The sequence below is a fragment of the Arthrobacter sp. Hor0625 genome (assembly GCF_052567525.1).
Genome location: NZ_CP199586.1, coordinates 1827733 through 1846784 on the forward strand (window position 1 = coordinate 1827733; position 19052 = coordinate 1846784).

The following is a 19052-nucleotide window of genomic DNA, read 5'->3' on the forward strand; positions in this document are numbered from 1 at the left end:
GGCTTGGCATCAGCGACCCAGCCCTCATGCTGGACCTGCTCGGCTCCATGCTGGATTCCGGCTCCGGGCTGGGCCGGGCCCTGGAATTGCTGGCGGCCCAGGCCGAGCCCTCGCTCGGGCGGCCACTGGGGCCTGTGGTGTCTTCCCTTGCCATCGGCGCCGATTGGGAGACGGCGTGGCGGACGTCCGGCGAGGTCCCCGCCCGGCTGCTCGCCATCCGGGACGGTCTGGGGTTCGCAGCGCTCACAGGGGCACCTTCAGCGGCCATCCTCTACGCCCAGGCTGCAAGGCTGCGCCGGGAGTACTTCCGGGCCGCCGAGCGCCGGGCTGCCGCCCTCGGCGTGAAGCTGGTCATTCCACTGGGGCTGTGTTCGCTGCCGGCCTTCGTCTGCCTGGGGATTGTTCCGGTCGTGCTCGCGATGCTGCCGACCGGCCCCTGACCGGCCCCTGACCGGCCCCTGACCCGCGGCGCCGTGCGCTCCGTGCTGCGACTCCTCCTCCACAACCGGACTTTTCCACTTGGCCGCAGCGGGCCCTTACCCGGGGGAGTGCGGAACGCGAGATTGGAACAAGCCGGCCAACACGACGGAATCCCAAAACTCCACTGGCGACTCCGGCCGACTGTCCCGGCAATAACCCCACCATTCCAGAGAGGCATCCCATGACACTCCACCGCAACGACCCGGCAGACCCGGGCAGCAGTCAAACCGCCGAGGAAGCAGCCGTAGTCAGCGAAATCTACCCCGGCGCGATGGAGGCCGCGCCCGTTCATCCGGGACGCCGCCGACGCACGCCGCAGGGCGCCGAGGCGGGAATGGCAACCGCCGAATATGCCATCGCCACCCTGGCCGCCGTAAGTTTCGCGGGTCTGCTGGTCCTGATCATGCGCAGCGACGAGGTCCGCGGCTTCCTGCTCAACCTCATCCGCACGGCGCTGGCACTGCCGTGATCCGCCGGCGGCCGGGCCGGCAGGACGCCTTCGCCCCGCGGGGGCTTTTCCCGGCCGGGGTAGGCCGGTCCCATCGGCCGGGCTCCTCCGCAGGACGGCAGTCTGCGCCGGCGGCCCTTCCACGCTCCGGTGCCAGCGAGCCGGAGTGCCGGGGCGCGGTGACGGCCGAGTTCGCCGTGGCCTTGCCGGCGGTCGTCCTGCTGTTGGCGCTGGTGTTGGCCGGCTCCGCGGCCGGGCTGACGCAGCTCCGGATTGAGGAAGCCGCACAGGCGGGTGCCAGAGCGCTGGCCCGCGGCGAAGATGCCGCCGCAGTGGGCGTGACGGTGCGGCGGCTGGCCGGGGACTCGGCGCGGGTAACCATTGAATCCGATGGCATATGGCGGAGCGTCACCGTATCCGCCGCCGTCACCGGGGCACTGGGCCCGCTGGTCCCCTGGACCCTCACAGCCCGGGCCTGGGCGCGGACCGAGTCCGCGGACGCGGCGGCCCTTCCGGGGGCAGCGGCAACCCGGCCTGCCGCCGGCCGGAGCGCCTGATGCGGCAGGCGCCGGAGACGGCCTCGGAACAGGGTGCGGGGACCGGGCTCGCCCTGGGTCTGGGCATGGTGCTGCTCCTGGCCCTGACCGCTGCCCTGCTGCTGGGCCAGGCCGCGGTGATGGCGGCCCGGGCAGCGGCAGCCGCGGATCTTGCGGCCCTTGCCGCTGCCGACGCCGCCCGCGGCCTCGTGGCCGGGGAACCCTGTGCCGTCGCGGCCGAAGTCGCCGACCGGCACCGGGCCAGGCTTGTCGACTGCGTCCGGGAATCCGGGGACACGGTCCAGGTGCGGACCGAACTGCGCGACAATGCCGCGTTCGGTCCGGCCACCGGCCTTGCACGGGCCGGACCGCCGCCCGTAAGTGACGCGGATGCGCCCGGATGAATGCGCAGTTGGGGGCCGCCGCCCGCAGGAAGCGGTGGCAGCCCGGCTGATGGCGTGAGCGCCGCGGAAGGTCGCAGGACCGCCAGACCGCCCGCGCGGGAGGGCGCAGGCCGGCAGACGCTAGCCCGTCGGGTTGCCGGTGCGCTCGGCGGTCCGGCCGTCCGGATCCACCGCCGGGCCGCCCATGACTTCGCTTGCGTCTTCGAGCAGCATCTCAATCAGCTTGACGGCGGCGTCCTTGTCCAGCGGGTTGTTCTTGTTCCCGCACTTGGGCGACTGCACACAGGAGGGGCATCCGGCCTCGCATTCGCAGGCGCGGATGGCGTCCCGGGTCGCGGAGAGCCAGACCTTGGCCTTGTCGTAACCGCGTTCAGCGAAGCCTGCCCCGCCGGGGTGGCCGTCATAGACAAAGATGGTGGGCACTCCGGTGTCGGCGTGGATGGCCGTGGACACACCGCCGATGTCCCAGCGGTCGCTCGAGGCGACCAGCGGCAGCAACCCGATGGCGGCGTGCTCCGCGGCGTGCAGGGCTCCCGGGAACTGGGCCTCGATCAGCCCGGCCCCGGTCAGGGACCGGTTGTCCATCACGAACCAGACCGCCTTGGTGAACAGGTCCCTGGCACCCAGCTGGAGCGGTTCCTCCCCGAGGACCTCGTTGGAAATCAAGGCTTTGCGCTGGAAGGACACTACCTGTGTTGTCACTTTCACATCGCCGAAATGCACCGCCACGTCACCCCACCGGGTCGTGCGGAGCGTCTCCAGGACTTCGATCTGCGTCACGTCGCGGGCAGTCGTGTAGTAGTCGGGGTTGGCCCGGCGGACCACCACGCAGTGCTCCGCCTCGTTCAGTTCCTCGACCACGTAGCTGTCGCCCTGATGGACGTAGACGGCCCCGGTGTGCGCCTGGTAATGGGTCTGCGGGGAGTCCATGGTGCCAAGCAGTGAACCGGTGTCGGCGTCCACGATGCTCACTGGACCGCCGCCGTCGGCGCGCAGGTTCACCATGGCGGCAGCGCTCTGCGGGTGCGTCCAGAACCAGCCGGCCGGACGCCTGCGCAGGTAGCCCTGGGCGACCAGCTGGCCGAGCAGCTTCTCCGCCGTCGGCCCGAAGAGCGGAAGGTCCCCGGCCGCCAGCGGCAACTCGGCCGCGGCGGCGCAGAGGTGGGGTCCGAGGACATAGGGATTGGAGGGATCGAAGACCGTAGCCTCCACCGACACGTCGAAGATCGCCTCGGGGTGGTTCACCAGGTACGTGTCGAGCGGATCATCGCTCGCGACGAAGGCGGCGATGGCATCCTGCCCGGCCCGCCCCGCGCGGCCGATCTGCTGGAACAGCGACGCTTTGGTGCCCGGCCAACCGGCCACCAGGACCGCGTCGAGACCGGAGATATCGATGCCGAGCTCCAGCGCCGAAGTGCTGGAAACGCCCAGCAGCTCACCCGAGCGCAAGGCCCGTTCCAGGGCGCGCCGTTCCTCCGGAAGGTACCCGGAGCGGTAGGCCGCCACCCGCTGCGGCAGGCTGGGGTCCACCTCATCCAGCAGCCGCTTGGTGATCGAAGCGATGGTCTCCGCTCCGCGGCGGGACTTGATGAAGGCGATGGTCCGGATCCTGGCGGACACAAGGTTCGCGAGCAGGTCCGACGTCTCCGCGACTGCGGTGCGGCGCTCCTTGGCGCCGTTCTCGCCCCGCAACTCGGTCAGCGCAGGCTCCCAGAAGGCCACGGTTGTGGCACCGTGCGGGGAGCAGTCCTCGGACACAGCCCGGACGGGAGCGCCGATGAGCCGGCCGAAGGAGGTGCCCGGGTCGGACGCGGTGGCGGAGGCGGCGATGAACACGGGGCCCGGGTGGGACGCACCGGGACTGTAATAGGCGCAGATCCGCCGCAGCCGGCGCATCAGATTGGCCACATGCGAGCCGAAGACGCCGCGGTAGCTGTGCGCCTCGTCCACGATCACGTACCGCAGCCGGCGGAAGAACCGCGCCCACCAGGCATGGTTGGGCAGAATCCCGAAGTGCAGCATGTCCGGATTGGCCAGGATGACATTCGCGTGGTCCCGGATCCAGCGCCGGGACGCCGGGTCGGTGTCCCCGTCGTAGGTTTCCGCGCGGACCGTGGGCAGCTTCAGCGAGCGGATGGCCGCCAGCTGGTCGGCCGCGAGCGCCTTGGTGGGGGATAGATAGAGGGCGACCGCGCCGTCGTCGTGGATCTTCCCGGGGTCCGCGAGGACGCGCAGCTCGGAGCGGTGGACCGCGTCCAGTGCCGGCAGCTGGTAGGCCAGCGACTTCCCCGACGCCGTCCCCGTGGCGATCACCACATGTTCGCCCGCATGGGCGATCCCGGCAGCCTGTACCTGGTGGCGGTAAGGCTCGTCGATGCCCAGGGAACCGTACGCGCGCACCAGATCGGGGTGCACCCACTCCGGCCAGGGCTCATTGACGGCTTTCCGGGCCGGGACCGTGCGCACGTGACGCAGCTGCTCCGGGTCCGGGCCGCGGCCCAGCAACGGGATCAGGGAGTCGTGCGGGTTCACCCCAACATTCTTTCACCCGGGCTCAAATCGCAGCCGCCGGCCGGGCCGGAGGCTGCGGACACCAAGCCGGAGTACTGCCGGTCAGCCCACGGACAGGTCGGCGCCTTCGTCCGAGGCCGACAGCATGAGCACGTGGCACACCGTTGACCAGCCAAGGTGCGAGTACAGCTTCTGCCCGTCGAGGGAGGCCAGCAGCAAGCCGGATTCGACGTCGTGCTCGAACGCCTGGGCCGCCAGGGCCCGCATGATGAAACTGCCCAGCCCGCGACGCTGGAAGCCGGGCTCGGTGACGATCTTGTCGAAGACGGCGGTGTGGTCGGCGACGAATACCCGGCCGCTGGCGGCGACCTCCTCGCCGGCATAGACGACGGCGTGGTGCACCCCGTCTGCCGTCGACGGAACCCAGCGCAGGTCGTCGTCCGGGAGCCACGGATCCTCGGCGTCCTGGGTCTCCATGTCCACGATCATCATCGTCTGCGACGCGGACGTGACGTTCAGCCCGTTCTTCGCGGCAAGGGCCGTGTAACGGGGAACGTCATTGGTGAGGATTGTCAGGATCCGCGCCGGGACCTCGGCGGTCTTCGCGGCAAGTTCCGCGAACTCGGCCTCCGCGGGATCGTGGGCGAAGTATTCCCATTCGCGGGTCGTGTCCGCCCGCAGCACCGCGGGGAAACGCCCCTCCCTGCGCGTCTCGTAGCCCCGGCAACCGGCCCACCCGGCGACCCAGACCTCCAGGAGGTGGGTGGTGTCGTTAACCATGGCTTCAACACTCATGAGACGAGCGTATTCCAGCCCCGCCACAAGTAACAGAGCCCCGGCAGGCCGGGGGCGCTTACTTACCCAATTGTGACGATGCCCCAGCAGCGCACTGATGGCCGGCGGTGTTTTGCGCGGGCCCAGTACGCTTAAATACGTGGCTTTGAATCGAATTGTGCTCTTTTACGGCTTCACCCCGATCGCGGATCCGGAAGCGGTCCGACTCTGGCAGCGCGCCCTCTGCGAGAAACTGGGCCTGACCGGCCGCATCATCATCTCCAAGGACGGCATCAACGCGACGGTCGGCGGCGAGATTGGTGCGGTCAAGCAGTACGTCAAGACCACCCGGGAGTACAAAGGCTTTCGCGGCATCGACGTGAAATGGTCCGACGGCGGGGCCGCTGACTTCCCCCGGCTGAGTGTGAAGGTGCGCGACGAGATTGTCTCCTTCGGCGCACCGGGTGAGCTCAAGGTGGACGAACACGGTGTTGTCGGCGGCGGGACGCACCTGGCCCCGGAGGAATTGCACCAGCTGGTCGAGGCGAAGAAACAGGCCGGAGACGAGGTGGTGTTCTTCGACGGCCGCAACGGCTTCGAGGCCGAGATCGGCAGGTTCAAGGACGCCGTCGTGCCCGATGTGGCAACGACCCACGATTTCATCAAGGAACTCGAGTCGGGCAAGTACGACGGCCTCAAGGACAAGCCGGTGGTCACCTACTGCACCGGCGGCATCCGCTGCGAGGTCCTCTCGAGCCTCATGATCAACCGCGGCTTCAAAGAGGTCTACCAGCTCGACGGCGGGATCGTCCGCTACGGCGAGGCGTTCAAGGACCAGGGCCTGTGGGAGGGCTCGCTCTACGTGTTCGACCGGCGCATGCACCTTGAATTCAGCGAGGACGCCAAGACCATTGGCCAGTGTGTCCGGTGCTCCGCCCCGACCGGCAAGTTCGAGAACTGCTCGAACCCGGCCTGCCGGACCCTGACCCTGTACTGCGCCGAGTGCGCGTCGGACCCGTCAACGCTCCGCTGCCCGGACGGCTGCGCGGCGTAACGCCAGCCCGGCGCCGCAACCGCCCCGGCGCCCCGCGCGGTTCCGGGTCAGATCCGGCTGACCCGGTAGGCATAGTTCGCCGGCGCCCGCGACTCCACCCGGATCCTCAGCACCGCATCCGCCGCGAGCTGGACGACATTCACCCGGGGAGTGCCGCAGCGCAGACTCAGGTCCACCAGGGTAGTCTCGCTGTCGCGGACGGTGAAGGACACCCGCCGGGTGCTGCGGCAGACCAGGGTCAGCGCGTACGTCCCGGAGGGCAGCTGCGTGGTGGTCTCATGGCGGGTCTCGCCGGCGTCCAGCAGCCCGGACCGCGTCTGGAAGACCTGGCCCTCGGTCTCGGGCAGCACCTCCGCCATCCACCGGTCCAGTTCCGCCCCGGAAACCGGCCGGTTCCGCCCGGGATCCTGCGGCAGCGCCGCGTCGGTGGCCGTGCCCGCGGGCGGGGTCGACGACGCCGGGGTGAACCCGTCGTCGTACTGGTATTCGCAGGCGCCGAGCCCCAGGGTGCAGGCCAGCAGCGCGGCCAGCGCGGCGGCGCCACGCGACCGCCGCACCAGGGGCGCCTGTGCGGAGGGCATACTCCGATGCTAGGCCCGGCCGTGACGGCGGGCCAGAGGCCGGCACGCCCGGGCGGTTACGCCGCTACGGGGTGGGCAGCCGCTCAAGCCGGATGGCGACGGCCGCGCCCGGAGCGGGTTTGGTTGACAGCGGGTCAATCTGCACCGTGGTCGGCCCGGACTCCAGCTTCACGGACGCCTGAACGGTGCGCCCGCATGGAACCTTGAGCGTGAGTCTTGTCCCGTCCCGGCGGTCCGGCTGGGTAACCGCCAAGAGCGCGGTGGGTGTTCCGGCGCAGGCAATCCTGACGGCATACACGCCCTTGGCCGTGCCCTGCTTGGTCTGGCGGAAGCCGATCCCGGTCAAGGACGACATCAGTTCGTTCTTCGGCCGTGGGCCGAGGAGCCGCTGAACTTCCGTCGTGTTCTTAGCCACTTCGGCGGCAATAGCTTCGTCCTGCGTCGGCGGCGGCAGTGTCGGCCGCGGTGCGGGGGACCGGACCGGGGGAGCCGCGTCGGGGCCCGGGTTGCCGACGTCGTCCGCGACCTCGCAGCCGGCCAGCGCCGCCGCGAAAACCAGTGCGATCAGCGTCGCCCAGGCACGGACCTTTTGCTTACCCCCAGCAGAAACCATGCCCCGAGCCTAGCGGCAGCGGTGGCCGGGGCGCCGCAGCATAGCCCGCTGGCGTCAACTGGTAGGCGAAGATCAGCGGGGCGTCCACGCTTGAAGCGCTGATCTTCAGCGTGCCGGCGGTGGGGACCGTGATCCTGGCGGTCTCCCGGCTGCTGTTGCAGGCCGCCCCGGCCTCCGTGAGGTGGTTCCCGTCGAGGGTGACCTCGAAGAACTCCTTGCCGCCGCCGTCGCAGGTCATCGTCAGGGTGTAGCTGCCGGCCGGGACGCTGGCGGCTTTCGCCACCGGGTCGCGGTTCAGGATCTTGCCGGCATCGGCCAGCACGACGCCGCCGGCCGACGGCAAGGCGGTGGCCTTCCACGCGTTCACGTCGGCGGATTCGACCGAGCCCCCGGGTGCGCACGCGGCGGCGCCGAGCACGACGGCGGCGCCGGCCGCGGCGGCGAGGAGGCGACGGATGGTGATGGCGCGGAGCGGCAGCGTTGGAGCGGAAAGCATGCCTCCAACTTACCCGCCGGAACCGCGCCCTCCGGAACCGCGCCCCGGATCCGGACCGTAAGCCAGCAGCCTTGACGTTGACGCGGCGTCAAGCTTTAGGCTCGGGGCAGCGGTCAGGGAACCCGGCGGCGGGAAGGAGCACCATGGACTGGTCCGTGCAGCAGATCGCGAAGCTGGCAGGCACCACGAGCCGGACCCTGCGGCACTACGACGCGGTCGGGCTTCTCAAGCCCAGCCGCGTCGGGGAGAACGGTTACCGGTACTACGACCAGACAGCGCTGCTGCGGCTGCAGCGCATCCTGCTGCTGCGTGATCTGGGGCTGGGCCTGCCGGCGATCGCCGGGGTCCTTGACCGGGACCAGGAGGCCGGGCCCGCGCTGGCCGCCCACCTCAAATGGCTGCAACAGGAATATGACAGGCTGGCGCGGCAGATCGCCTCGGTCCAGCACACACTCAAGGAAGTCAAAGCAGGGAGGGAACTCATGGCCGAGAAGATGTTCGACGGGTTCGATCACACAGAGTACAAGGGCGAAGTGGAGCAACGCTGGGGCAAGGACGCGTACGCGCAGGGCGACGCCTGGTGGCGCGGCATGGACGGCGCCGAAAAGGACGGGTGGAAGGAACGGTCAGCACGCCTGAGCCAGGACTGGATTGCGGCGGCGGAAGCGGGCATCGCCCCGGACGCTCCGGAGGCCCAGGACCTCGCACGGCGCCACGTCGAATGGCTCACCGGAATTCCGGGCACCCCCGCAGCCGGCGGGAACCTGGCGGGATACCTGTCCGGCCTGGGCGAGATGTACGTGGCGGACCAGCGTTTCGCGGCGAACTACGGCGGGACCGCCGGAGCCACGTTCGTGCGGGACGCACTGCAGGCCTACGCGGCCAAGAACCTTTAACGCGGGACCCGCGGTGGGGCGGTGTGCGCACGGGTACGGGGAAGCGGGGCCCGGACGGCGCCACGCCTAAACTTGTCCGGTGACTCCTTCAACGCTTTTCACCGCCGGCAACACCCCCGACGCTCCCCGCAGCGATCTCCCGGACCTGCTTCAGGCGCTCGCCGCGGACCTGCGCCGCATCGGCTACACGGTCGACGGCGTCGCGGAGCTGCTTGGGCCTGCCGCCCACGCGGCCCTGGCCCGGGACCAGCTCGTTCCGGCCCTGATCGCCACCGACACGCCTGCCCAGGGCGGGACGACGACGGCGGCGCTCGCCGCCGTCGTCCGGCTGTGGCTGCTGGCCGAACCGCAAACCCCCGGCACCCTCGACGCCGCCCTGCCGGGCATCCGCACCGAAGGTTTGCAGCAGCTGGGCCTCGTGGAGGCGTCGGGGGATGGCCGGGTCCAGGCGAAGGTGGATCTGCGGCCTTACGGCTGGGACCCGTACGTCGATGAGGACGGCGCGGCCAGCGGCGGCGCCGAGCTCTGGGTGGCCAGCGACCTCGCCGCCCACCAGCGCCCTGGCGTCCTGCGCCATGACCACGTACTGGGGATCGGGCAGGCGTCCACCACTCTGGTGCAGGTCACCGCCCGCCGGCACGTAGCCCGCGCCCTGGACCTCGGCACCGGCTGCGGCATCCAGGCCTTCCACCTGCTCCACCACGCCGAGCACGTCACGGCCACCGATATCTCCGAACGCGCGCTCGCGTTCACCCGTTTCAACATGGTCCTCAACGCGGCGGCGCTGCACCTGGATCCCGAGCACCTGGAGGAGCGGGTGAGCCTGCGCCTGGGCTCCCTGCTGGACCCGGTGGCGGGCCAGGAATTCGACCTCGTCGTCTCCAACCCGCCGTTCGTGATCACACCGCGCACCGCGGGCGAGGCGGCTGCCGACCAGTTCACCTACCGCGACGGAGGACTGCCCGGCGATGACATTGTCGCCGCCCTGGTCCGCGGGCTGCCCGGCATCCTGGCCCCGGGCGGGACGGCCCAGCTGCTGGGCAACTGGGAGATCCCTGCCGGGGCGGACTGGGCCGAGCGGCCGCGGAGCTGGGTGGCCCCGGAATCGGACGCCTGGTTCATCCAGCGTGAGCAGGTCAGCCCCGGGCAGTACGCCGAGACCTGGCTCCAGGACGCCTCCGAGGCCCGCGACCGCCGCCTGTACCGGGACTCGTACGCGGCCTACTTGGCGGATTTCGCCGCCCGGGACGTGGAGGCCGTCGGCTTTGGCATGATCTGGCTCCGCCGGCCCGCCCCGGGCACCCGACCGGTACTCTCCCGGTTCGAGGAGATCACCTACCCGATCGAGCAACCCGTCGGCCCGCACCTGGGCGCCGCCGTCGAACGCGCCGACTGGCTGGCCGGCCACGAGCTGGAGCCGGCGCACCTGGTCGTGGCCGACGACGTCACCGAGGAACGGCACCAGCGGCCCGGTGCCGAACACCCGGGCGTCATCCTGCTGCGCCAGGGTGCCGGCCTGCGCCGGACCAACCTGCTCAGTACCGAGCTGGCCGGCTTCGTCTCAGCGTGCGACGGCGAGCTCACCGTCGGGCAGATCATCGGTGCCCTGGATGCCCTGCTGGGCGGTTACGAGGGCTACGACGCCGGGGCGTTCCGCCGCGGGCTCCTCGAGGAGGTCGCCAACCTGGTGCGCGACGGCTTCCTGCTTCCCGCCTGACGCCGGAACCGGCGCCGGGGCCTGCGAGTCCGCGCGGCCGAACCGCGGCAGGACGTAGGCGCTGACGGCCAGGGCGACGAGCACCCCGGCCACCCCGGTGGCAAGGAAGCTCAGCCGAATCGGCAACAGCGCGCCCAGCAGGCCGCCGATCGCCAGGGCCGCAATGGAGACAGCGCGGGTCATGCCGCCAATGATCGCCATCGCCTGCCCGCGCCCGCTCTCGGGAATGCGCAGGATCGCAATTACGCCGAAGCAGGCGTTCAATACCCCGCAGGCTGCCCCCATCGCGGTGTACGCCGCGAAAAGCAGGCCCACCGTCGGCACCAGCGCCATCACGCCGAGGAAGGCCGAAGTCAGCGCCATGGAGGCCAAAAGCGCCCGCAACCGGGCCTGCGGCGTGCGGATCCGGCCGGCCAGCGCGGCCCCCGAGGCCATGCCCAGGCCGAACGCGGCGGCAAGCAGGCCGTACTCGGTTTCGCTGGCGCCGAGTTCGCCGCGGGCCAGGAAGACTTCCAGCACGTTGGTGGCCTCGCCCACGATGATGAAGAACAAGGCGCCGAGGACGAGGGCCCAGACCAGGCTGTCCCGCCGGATCAGCCGCAGGCCATCGAGGAGGGCCGGCGCCTCCCGGCCGGCCCGCTCCGCGGCGGTGCCCCGGCGGGTCCGGATCAGCAGCGCGCCGACGCCCATGCCCAGGTAGCAGCCGCTCGCGACGGCGAAGACCAGGCCCGAGCCGCCCCAGCCGCTCAGCAGGCCGCCCGCGGCGGGGCCGGCCATGCCGGCGATCATGATGGTGGCCTGCATGGTGCCCACCGCCCGGGGCGTGCGTTCCTCCCCGACGATCCGGGGCAGCAGCGCCTGCCAGGTCGGACCAGCGACGGCCTGCGCCGCATCCAGCAGGAAGGTGAGGGCGAACAGCGCCACAACGGGGTTGTCGAGGTAGTGGAGGGCGGCGCCCATCCCGGCCACGGCGGCGGCGCTCACGGCCGAGGACCCCACCGCCAGGGTGCGTGAGTCCCGGGTGTCGGCGAGGCGGCCGGCCCACGGCGCAAGCAGCACCAGCGGCAGCGCCGAGCAGGCCAGGTACGCGGCGACGAGCCAGGGGCCGGCGGCGGCGTCCGGCCCCGCTGCGGCCATGTTCTGCAGGTGCAGCATGATGCTGACGACGACGGCGCCCATCCCCGCCGTCGCCAGGAAGCGGGCGCTGCTGGCGAGCAGAAAATCGCGGTTGCGCAGCAGCGAGGGACCACGTCCGGCGCCGCGCAATTTCTGAAGTACATGTTTCATAAACAGCAAGCTAGACCCGGTGCGGATCGGGTGTCAAGCATTTGTTTCAGAGTTTGGGGTAACTCGGTAGACTGGAGGGGTGAATGCAGAGAACTCGAAGTCAGTTGCCCCGGCTGACGCCGCCGGCCCGGCCGCCAAGCGCAGGCCGCGGCCGGAAAAAAAGGTCGAGATTACCGACCCCAAGGCGATCCGGGCGCTGGCCCACGCCGCGCGGCTTGAGGTCATCTCCGAGCTCTACTCCACCCAGGTCAGCCGCACGGCCACCGAGTTGGCCGCCCAGACCGGCCTGACGCCAAGCGCGATGAGCTACCACCTCCGCGCCCTGCAGAAGTGGGGCATTGTGGCGCCCGCGGCCACCGCCGGCGACGCCCGCGAGCGGCGGTGGAAAGCCGCCGGCACCGACTTCACCATCAATTCCGTCGGCGGGCCGGCCAGCCCGGAATTCGCCGTGCTGGACCTGGAACTCGACGCCTACCGCCGGCGCGTCAAGGCCTACGCAAGGTCGCGCGACGAGCAGCGCCAGCGCGGCGAGGCGGCGGACGGCACGTCATCGGTGGTGCTGGCCAGCAACCTGCTGTACCTCACCCCGGCCCAGCGCGCGGAACTGAACCAGCGGCTCTTTGACCTGCTCCGGGACTATGAGCTTGAGGACCCCGACCAGGTTCCCGACGGCGCCGAGCGGATGGCCACCATGTGGTCGATGATTCCGGATGACCGGGGCGGGCCCGCGGCTTCCTAGCGCTCCCGGAGGCCGGGGCTCCGTCGGGCGGCCGGACGGTGGCAGCAGGAAGGCCGGGGCTGCGGCGGTCCCGCGTGCCCCGGCCTTTGCGCCGCTGGTTTCCCATGTGCTTAGTGCTGCCCGAGGCTGCCGCCGGCGGGCGGGAGGGCGCCCGGGCCGCCCTCGGTCCGCGCCCGGCGTTCGGCCTCGCTCGCAGTGTCACTGAGGGCCGTCTCGTCGGAGTCGCCTTCAGTATCGACCAGGCCGTTCGTCTGGTCGAAGGGTTTGCCGGCCGGGCGGGTGTCCGGAGCGCGGGTGGTCCCGGCCGCATCCCGCTCCGGTCCGGCGTCGTGTCCGAGACCCTCGTCGGGGAACACGCTGCCTGTGGTGCCGGTGGGCGGTACTGCGGTGGTGGCCTCCGGCCGCGGCGTGGCCGGCGGCACGGCAGGCGTGCCGGCAGGTGCAGCGCCGTCGGAGTTCCTGCTGCCGGAGGCGGCAGCCACACCGGCGGCGGCGGCGGCCGCGAGACCGGCGCCGGCAATCACCTTGCCGGAGACCCCGGCTTTGCCGCTGTCGCCGCGTGAGGCGGCGGCGTCCTCGACGCCGGGGGTTCCGCCCGGGACGCTTCCGCCTACTGTGCCGCGCCACGCGCCGGTCGCGTAACCCTCGTCTTCGATGAAAGCCTTGAACCGCTCAAGGTCACCCTCCGCCTGTTTCTCCACGACGTTGAGCTTGTCGCCGATCTTCTCCACCACGCCCTCGGGCTCGTAGTCAAGGGAAAGCTGAACCGACGTCTGGCCGCCGCCGAGGTCTTCAAAAGTCACCGACCCGGCGTTGGTAGCACCCTCGGTCGCCGCCCAGGCAACCTTCTGGTCGGGCACCTGTTCCAGGATCCGGGCCTGCCACTGCCTGCGGACCCCGGCGATTTCGGCCGTCCACTCGAGCTGCTCGTCACTGAGCTGCTTGACGCTCTTCACCCCGCCCATGAAATGGGGGAACTCCTCGAACTGGGTCCACTGGTTATAGGCCACGCTGACGGGAACGTTGACCAGAATGCGCTTCTCAACCTTGGTGCTCACGATTTCTCCTCTGACTGGATCGGGGATCAACAAGGGGCTGATTAATCATCAGTATGCTTACTGTATCGGCCGTGCCCGAGCACGGCTAGGGGACCGCCGTTTCGGAATTTTCGGCGCTGCTCAGCCCTTCCGGCCTTCCGTGGCCACGCCTTCGATGAAGTGGCGTTGCCCGAAGGCGAAGAGGATGAGCATGGGCAAGGTGATGAGCAGGGTCGCAACCATGACGAACTGGTAGTCGCCCTGCCCGCCGTTCGTTGGACTGTATTTGGTCATGGCGTAGGCGATCCCAAGCGGTGCGGTGAAGCCCTCGACGGATCCGGCGTTGAGGTAGATCAGGGCCGATTGGAGGTTGTTCCAGCTGGCCTGGAATTCGAAGATGAAGATGACCACCAGGGAGGGGATCGACAGCGGCAGGGCTATCCGGCGGAAGAGGCCGAAGTAGCTGGCGCCGTCGATCCTGGCCGCCTCGAAGAGTTCGCGGGGCAGGCCGAGGAAGAACTGACGCTGCAGGAAGATGTAGAAGGCTGATCCGAAGAGGTTCATGCCGAAGAGCGGGATCCAAGTTCCCAGGACTCCCAGGTTTTTCCAAATGAGGTACTGCGGCACCATCGTCACAGCCCCGGGAAGCATCATGGTGGCCAGGACCAGGCCGAAGAGGAAGTTTCGGCCCGGGAAGCGGAAATAGGCGAATCCGAAGGCGACCATGGCGCTTGAGATCGTCACCAGCGTGGCGGCCAGGACGGCGATCAGGAAACTGTTCGTCACCCAGTTGACCAGCGGGAGCTGCTCCCAGACCTGGATGTAGTTCTGCGGGGAGAAAGTGCGGGGGATCAGCGAGTTGTCGAAGACCTCCCCGCGCGGCTTGAGGCTGGCGGCGATCAGCCAGACCAGCGGATAGAGGAACGCGGCGCTGAACAGAGTCAGAAGAGACCACAGCAGCACCCGGCCCGCTTTGCTCCGTGGGGAGAGCCGCTTGCGCCGCGGGCGGGGAGGTTCGTCCGCCGGCCGGGTACCGGTCCGGGGTTCAACCCCGGCCGCCTGGGTCCGTGTCGTTGCCATCAGCGCTTTTCCCCCTCGTAGTAGACGAACTTGTTGCCGATCCGGACCTGGAGGAGGCTGATCAGCAGGATCAGGACAAAAAGAACCCAGGCCATGGCCGAGGCGAAGCCGAAGTTGAATTCGCGGAAGGCCTGCTGGAACAGATAGATGCCGTAGAACAGCGATGCCTCGGGCGAGGTGCTGGTCTGGTCGCGCCAGAACAACAAGTAGGCCTGGTCAAAGACCTGCAGGGCGGCGATGGTCAGGACGATGACGTTGAAGAAGATGGCCCCGGAAATCATCGGGACGGTTATGGAGAAAAACTGCCGTACCGGGCCGGCGCCGTCCAGTGCGGCCACCTCATAGAGATCCTTCGGAACGCTCTTGAGTGCCGCAAGGAAGATGACCATCGTTCCGCTCACCCCCCAGAGTGTCATCAGCACGATGGAGGGTTTCACCCAGGCCGGGTCGATGAGCCATTGCGGGCCGGTGATTCCGAAGAAGCGGAGGGCCTGGTTGATGGCGCCGGTATTGCCGTTCAACAACAGCAGGAATACCGCAGCCGTGGCTACCGAGGGCGTCATCTTCGGAAGGTAGTAGACGGTTCGGAAGAACCCGGCCCCGCGGCCAACCTGGTTCAGTAGCAGGGCAAGGCCGAGCGCCACGCAGATTTCCAGAGGCACCGCCATGACGGCGTAAAACAGGGTATTGGCCAGCGACGCGGCCACCTTGGGGTCGTCGAAAAGCAACGCGTAGTTCGTGGTGCCGGCCGGTTTGGCGACATTGGTGGCGAGGTTGTAGCGGCTGAACGAGATCACCAGGCTGTAGACCATCGCACCGAGCATGAACACGAGGAACCCGATGATCCACGGGGAAATGAACAGGTAGCCGGCCAATGCTTCCCGACGGTTGTACTTCTTGTGCGGACGGCGCTGGCTCCGGGCCGGCCTGCGCGGTGCGGCATCGGCCGCCGGCTCTGTTTTCAAGGCACCCCCACTTTCGATGGTTGCAGGGGCCGCTGCCGTCGCGGAGCACGCGCCCCGCCGGCCACTTGCGCCCCTCGTCTCACTCGGTTAGTTTTCGATTTAGCAAGCTTACTTACAGTCTGGCAGTAACGGATCGTTTAGCCGAGGCTTTCTTGGCGGCGACATAAGGGTCGAGTGCAGGAGGATGCAGATGGGCGTTCCAACGAAGAGGTTCGCGGTTCTGGCCGTGGCAGCGCTGAGCTTGGCGGCCTGTGGCGGCGGCCAGTCGGCCGCGGAGACGTCGGATTTCAAGAAGGAGGCGTCGGGGGCGCTCACCGCCTGGGCCTTCGATAACGCGGACGACGTCGGCAAGGCCCGGATGAAGTATGCGGAGTCACAGCTCTCCGGCGTCAAGATCACCATGGACCAGACGCCGTTCGATGCGCAGAAGTTCACCACCCGGGCGGCCAGCGGCGGGGTGCCGGACGTGGTCCAGATGGACCGGGCCTTCGTTGCCACGTATGCCGCCCAGGGCCTCATTAAGCCTCTGGACGGATGCTTCAAGGCGCACGGCATGGACCCGGCTAAGCAGTTCTACCCGGCGGTCACGCAGCAGGTCACCTACCAGGACAAGGTGTGGGCCGTCCCGCAGTTCTACCAGCCCGCCGCCATCATCCTTAATCAAAACGTCCTGCAGCCCGCCGGGGTTTCAGGCGAGGACATCGACACCTCCGACAAAGCCAAGCTGCTGGGGGCCATCGGCAAGGCCTACAAAGCCAGCGGCGGCAACCCGGCGACGCTCGGCTTCGACCCGGTCGCCGGCGGCCAGGCCGAACTCTGGATCCTGGGGCAGGGCGGCCGACTGGTGGACGACAAGGGCGCGCCGGCGCTGGATGACCCCGCGAACGTCGGGGCGCTGTCATTCCTCAAGGAGATCTATGACGCGCAGGGCGGTTACGCCAAGGCCAAGAGCTTCAGCGACTCGTTCGACACCTTCGGCAAGGACAACCAGTTCGTCAAGAAGCAAGTCGGGGCCCAGGTCGACGCTCAGTGGTACGTCAATGTCCTCGCCCCCTACTCGGAGTCGCTGAAGATTTCGGCCGTGCCGTTCAAGGACAAGGAGGGGAAGCCCTTCACGGTAGCCGGCGGTACCTCCTTCGTCATCCCCACGGGCGCCAAGAACCCCGACGCTGCCTGCGCGTGGATGACCTCACTGGTCACCGACGAGGCGTGGGCCGCTGCAGGCGAAGCCCGCGCACAGAAGATCGCGGCCACCCCCGGCGGTATCAACACCGGCCTCTTCACCGGCTCGCCGTCTGCGGACAAGTTGATCCGGGACAAGTTCGTCAAGCCCAGCGGCAACGCGGGCTTCGATGAAACGATCAGCACGTACTACGACGTTCTGCCGACCGGCAAGTCCCTGGGCGCTTCACCCGCCGGGCAGACCATCAAGACCGAACTCAACAACGCCATCGCCTCGGCCCTGCTCGGAACGAAGGCGCCGGACAAGGCGCTGGCCGATGCCCAGGCCGCGGCCAAGCGCGCCTTCGATCAGGCCGGTTCCTAGGGGCCGCAGCCGGATCCCTGATTCGGTGCCAAACTGGACGGACCGCGGGGTTTGCTTCCCGCGGCCCGTCCAGACGGCCCTGGATTCTTGAGGGAAAGCGTACCGACCATGGCTCAACCACAGGGGAACGAACAGCCCGACGTGTTCACCCGATTCACCACAGCCACCGCCCGGGTCCTGGGCCACGCCTGGGTCTTTAGTGCCGCCGTCGCCGTCCTAGTGGCGTGGGCGCTCACCGGTCCGTTGCTGGCGTTCTCGGACACCTGGCAGCTGGTTATCAATACCGGCACCACCATCGTGACCTTCCTCATGGTGTTCATCATCCAGAACACCCAGAACAGGGATACCGCAGCCCTGCACCTGAAGCTGGATGCGCTGATGCTGGAGCTCAAGGTCAGCAACGCGAAGCTGTACGACGCGGAAAATGAAGGGGAGAAGGAAATCGAGCGGCAGCGGGAGCGGATTGCGCGCGCCGCGGACTCGAATGAGCCCGGACCCTGACGGGCATGACGCCGAACACCCGCCGTCGTGCCGGGTCCAGGCGGCGCAGACTAGGCAGACCCTGGCCGATCCGTGTGGGAGGGGGCGGGGTTGTATCCGGGCGCGGCGGGGCGTAGCGTCAAAGGCGTAGGGCACCAGAGTTCCGGCTAGCAGAACCGTTGAAGACGCCGTTTCCCGGGAGCCCCGCACGCCAGGCGTTCCCGTGCAGGACGACCACCGGCCACCGCTGTAGCCCTCGGCGGTACACACGCACGCTGCGGAAAAGAGCCGATCATGGCTATCTCCCAATTCACCCAATTCCTTCGCGACGCCACATCTTCGGAAGCTGCAGCCGGCGCCAGTGTCGACCGCGATTGCCTCTTTGGCCTCTACACCAGCTGGTGCTCCATAAGCCTTCGGCCTCCCGCAGCAGAAAGCGTCTTCTGGGCGGCCATGCGGAAGAAGAGCATCATTCCAGGGCGCACTCCGCTGCGCATCATCGGGCCCGCCGCCGCGGATTACCTCGTATGTGCCCAACCGGAGCTGGGATGGAGGTCTTGAGTCCTCCGACGGGCAAGGCTCCCTCACCCGGGCCGGCGCAGGAGACGTTCTCTTCGGCGGCAAGGTGGCCCGTCCACTGCGGGCAAGCGATGCGGCTGGTGGTGCAGCCGGGCTTGGCGTCCGCCGCTCACACCGGTCACGCCGGCCAGCTGCAGGGGCCCAGGGTGATGCGTCGCGGTTGCGGGTTCCAGACCGATCCTCCCGTTCGCGCGCGCAATCGAAGCTGATGGAGGCACAGCGCGGAGCCTGACAGGCACATCCGGTCGCCTCGCCGCGCCGGGGATCGAAAAGCCGCGCCTCGAAACACCAACGGGCTTTTAGCTGCCCGAGAGCGACACATTCCAATTAAAGGAGAAAAACGATGACCGATACACAGCGGACAGAGCGGACGAAAACAAACGCGCAGAAGGCCGCGCAAATAGTAGGAGCGGTATTTCTGCTCGTGGGCATCCTGGGGTTCATCCCAGGGATCACGACCAACTATGGATCGCTGGGGGTGGCTGGACATGGCTCCGAGGCACTTCTGCTGGGCGTTTTCCAGGTGTCGGTGTTGCACAACATCGTGCATCTGCTGTTCGGCGTGGCGGGTCTCCTGACGAGCCGCACGCCAGGTCAAGGGCGGAACTTCCTGCTGTACGGGGGAGTGATCTACCTCGTCCTGTGGCTTTACGGTCTCTTCGTCGGGCACGACTCCGCTGCCAACTTCGTGCCGCTCAATTCGGCAGATAACTGGCTGCATCTGATCCTGGGCCTCGGCATGATCGCACTGGCGTTGACGCTGCAGCGCGGCCGGGCCACCACCGCGGCTCCTCGCCGCTGACCCGTTGAACTGCCCCGGCGTCTTCGC

General features: G+C 68.8%; 18 protein-coding genes and 2 pseudogenes. 11 read left to right on the plus strand and 9 right to left on the minus strand.

Features of this window, described 5'->3' with window-relative positions:
- Positions 1–26 precede the first annotated feature (26 nt).
- The 4 genes and pseudogenes from ACTWLI_RS08390 to ACTWLI_RS08405 all read left to right on the plus strand — a co-directional run bounded on the left by ACTWLI_RS08390 (position 27) and on the right by ACTWLI_RS08405 (position 1868).
- Entirely contained in the window at positions 27–440 is a 414-nt protein-coding gene (locus ACTWLI_RS08390) for a type II secretion system F family protein (protein WP_445153466.1), read from the plus strand.
- 359 nt (positions 441–799) lie between these two features.
- Positions 800–949, plus strand: a pseudogene (locus ACTWLI_RS08395) (DUF4244 domain-containing protein); the annotation flags it as partial.
- Positions 950–1107: 158 nt separating this feature from the next.
- Positions 1108–1485 carry a TadE family type IV pilus minor pilin gene (locus ACTWLI_RS08400; RefSeq protein WP_445153467.1) on the plus strand — a complete coding sequence of 126 codons (378 nt, stop codon included), beginning with the start codon at positions 1108–1110 and terminating at the stop codon, positions 1483–1485.
- Positions 1485–1868 (plus strand): Rv3654c family TadE-like protein, encoded by a 384-nt coding sequence (locus ACTWLI_RS08405; RefSeq protein WP_445153468.1) that lies wholly within the window; start codon positions 1485–1487, stop codon positions 1866–1868. The genes ACTWLI_RS08400 and ACTWLI_RS08405 overlap by 1 nt, the downstream gene beginning before the upstream one ends.
- 120 nt (positions 1869–1988) lie before the next feature.
- Here ACTWLI_RS08405 and ACTWLI_RS08410 read toward each other — a convergent pair whose 3' ends face one another.
- Together ACTWLI_RS08410 and ACTWLI_RS08415 are read right to left on the minus strand one after the other, a co-directional pair.
- Positions 1989–4400 (minus strand): DEAD/DEAH box helicase, encoded by a 2412-nt coding sequence (locus ACTWLI_RS08410; RefSeq protein ID WP_445153469.1) that lies wholly within the window; start codon positions 4398–4400, stop codon positions 1989–1991.
- A gap of 81 nt (positions 4401–4481) precedes the next feature.
- Positions 4482–5174, minus strand: coding sequence for a GNAT family N-acetyltransferase (locus tag ACTWLI_RS08415; RefSeq protein ID WP_445153470.1), 693 nt, complete (start codon positions 5172–5174; stop codon positions 4482–4484).
- Between the two features lie 139 nt (positions 5175–5313).
- Between ACTWLI_RS08415 and trhO the strand changes: the two genes are divergently transcribed.
- Complete coding sequence (trhO, locus tag ACTWLI_RS08420; protein WP_445153471.1) at positions 5314–6207, plus strand: oxygen-dependent tRNA uridine(34) hydroxylase TrhO; 894 nt, start codon at positions 5314–5316, stop codon at positions 6205–6207.
- 47 nt (positions 6208–6254) lie between these two features.
- Here the strand turns inward: trhO and ACTWLI_RS08425 are convergent, their stop codons facing one another.
- From ACTWLI_RS08425 to ACTWLI_RS08435, 3 genes are all read right to left on the minus strand, one after another.
- Positions 6255–6788 carry a DUF6023 family protein gene (locus ACTWLI_RS08425; protein ID WP_445153472.1) on the minus strand — a complete coding sequence of 178 codons (534 nt, stop codon included), beginning with the start codon at positions 6786–6788 and terminating at the stop codon, positions 6255–6257.
- Between the two features lie 64 nt (positions 6789–6852).
- Positions 6853–7401: a hypothetical protein gene (locus tag ACTWLI_RS08430; RefSeq protein WP_445153473.1), complete on the minus strand. Its 549-nt coding sequence runs from the start codon at positions 7399–7401 to the stop codon at positions 6853–6855.
- Positions 7382–7897, minus strand: a complete 516-nt coding sequence (locus tag ACTWLI_RS08435; protein WP_445153474.1) for a hypothetical protein — start codon at positions 7895–7897, stop codon at positions 7382–7384. The genes ACTWLI_RS08430 and ACTWLI_RS08435 overlap by 20 nt, the downstream gene beginning before the upstream one ends.
- Positions 7898–8040: 143 nt before the next feature.
- Between ACTWLI_RS08435 and ACTWLI_RS08440 the strand changes: the two genes are divergently transcribed.
- Positions 8041–8793, plus strand: coding sequence for a MerR family transcriptional regulator (locus tag ACTWLI_RS08440; protein ID WP_445153475.1), 753 nt, complete (start codon positions 8041–8043; stop codon positions 8791–8793).
- Between the two features lie 79 nt (positions 8794–8872).
- Positions 8873–10510 carry a DUF7059 domain-containing protein gene (locus tag ACTWLI_RS08445; RefSeq protein ID WP_445153476.1) on the plus strand — a complete coding sequence of 546 codons (1638 nt, stop codon included), beginning with the start codon at positions 8873–8875 and terminating at the stop codon, positions 10508–10510.
- 12 nt (positions 10511–10522) lie between these two features.
- On the opposite strand, the pseudogene ACTWLI_RS08450 reads toward ACTWLI_RS08445, so the two are convergent.
- A pseudogene (locus ACTWLI_RS08450) lies at positions 10523–11797 on the minus strand (MFS transporter); the annotation flags it as partial.
- Between the two features lie 79 nt (positions 11798–11876).
- Between ACTWLI_RS08450 and ACTWLI_RS08455 the strand changes: the two are divergent.
- Positions 11877–12536: an ArsR/SmtB family transcription factor gene (locus ACTWLI_RS08455; RefSeq protein ID WP_445153477.1), complete on the plus strand. Its 660-nt coding sequence runs from the start codon at positions 11877–11879 to the stop codon at positions 12534–12536.
- A 110-nt stretch (positions 12537–12646) separates the two neighbouring features.
- Here the strand turns inward: ACTWLI_RS08455 and ACTWLI_RS08460 are convergent, their stop codons facing one another.
- From ACTWLI_RS08460 to ACTWLI_RS08470, 3 genes are all read right to left on the minus strand, one after another.
- Complete coding sequence (locus ACTWLI_RS08460; RefSeq protein ID WP_445153478.1) at positions 12647–13594, minus strand: SRPBCC family protein; 948 nt, start codon at positions 13592–13594, stop codon at positions 12647–12649.
- 120 nt (positions 13595–13714) lie between these two features.
- The gene (locus tag ACTWLI_RS08465; RefSeq protein ID WP_445153479.1) at positions 13715–14653 is read right to left on the minus strand and encodes a carbohydrate ABC transporter permease; all 939 of its coding nucleotides are present in this window, start codon (positions 14651–14653) and stop codon (positions 13715–13717) included.
- On the minus strand, positions 14653–15618 hold the full coding sequence (locus ACTWLI_RS08470) for a carbohydrate ABC transporter permease (RefSeq protein ID WP_445153480.1): 966 nt from the start codon (positions 15616–15618) through the stop codon (positions 14653–14655). The genes ACTWLI_RS08465 and ACTWLI_RS08470 overlap by 1 nt, the downstream gene beginning before the upstream one ends.
- A 190-nt stretch (positions 15619–15808) precedes the next feature.
- On the opposite strand from ACTWLI_RS08470, the gene ACTWLI_RS08475 reads away from it, so the two are divergent.
- From ACTWLI_RS08475 to ACTWLI_RS08485, 3 genes are all read left to right on the plus strand, one after another.
- Positions 15809–17164: an ABC transporter substrate-binding protein gene (locus tag ACTWLI_RS08475; protein ID WP_445153481.1), complete on the plus strand. Its 1356-nt coding sequence runs from the start codon at positions 15809–15811 to the stop codon at positions 17162–17164.
- Between the two features lie 108 nt (positions 17165–17272).
- Entirely contained in the window at positions 17273–17665 is a 393-nt protein-coding gene (locus tag ACTWLI_RS08480) for a low affinity iron permease family protein (protein WP_445153482.1), read from the plus strand.
- Positions 17666–18566: 901 nt separating this feature from the next.
- Positions 18567–19025 (plus strand): DUF4383 domain-containing protein, encoded by a 459-nt coding sequence (locus tag ACTWLI_RS08485; RefSeq protein ID WP_445153483.1) that lies wholly within the window; start codon positions 18567–18569, stop codon positions 19023–19025.
- The last annotated feature ends 27 nt before the right edge of the window (positions 19026–19052 follow it).